The sequence below is a fragment of the Pantoea sp. SIMBA_079 genome (assembly GCF_046940275.1).
Taxonomy (GTDB): domain Bacteria; phylum Pseudomonadota; class Gammaproteobacteria; order Enterobacterales; family Enterobacteriaceae; genus Pantoea; species Pantoea borealis.
This window is the reverse complement of sequence record NZ_JAWRYR010000859.1, coordinates 1-240: the sequence shown is the minus strand read 5'-3', so window position 1 is coordinate 240 and position 240 is coordinate 1. Positions and strand designations below refer to the sequence as shown.

Here is a 240-nt window from a genome sequence, read left to right as displayed (position 1 = left end):
CGCGCACGGTGCGCGGCATTACGCGTTGAACTCGGCGATGGGCGCGGACGCGCGGTCGCGGTTTTTTTACAACCGTGTGAAAGGCGAACTCGAGGCGGCGCTGGACGCGGTCGGCTTCGACGCGCTGTTGCTGGTACGACCGGGCCTGATAGGCGGCGAGCGGGCCACGGTGCGTCCCGGCGAGCGCATCGCCGGCGCGGTGCTGGGGGCACTGGCGCCGGTGCTGCCGCGCCGCTACCG

1 pseudogene is annotated in these 240 nt (G+C 72.5%); it reads left to right on the top strand.

Annotation, left to right across the window (positions count from 1 at the left end):
- A pseudogene (locus SB719_RS22370) lies at positions 1–240 on the top strand (NAD-dependent dehydratase); the annotation flags it as partial.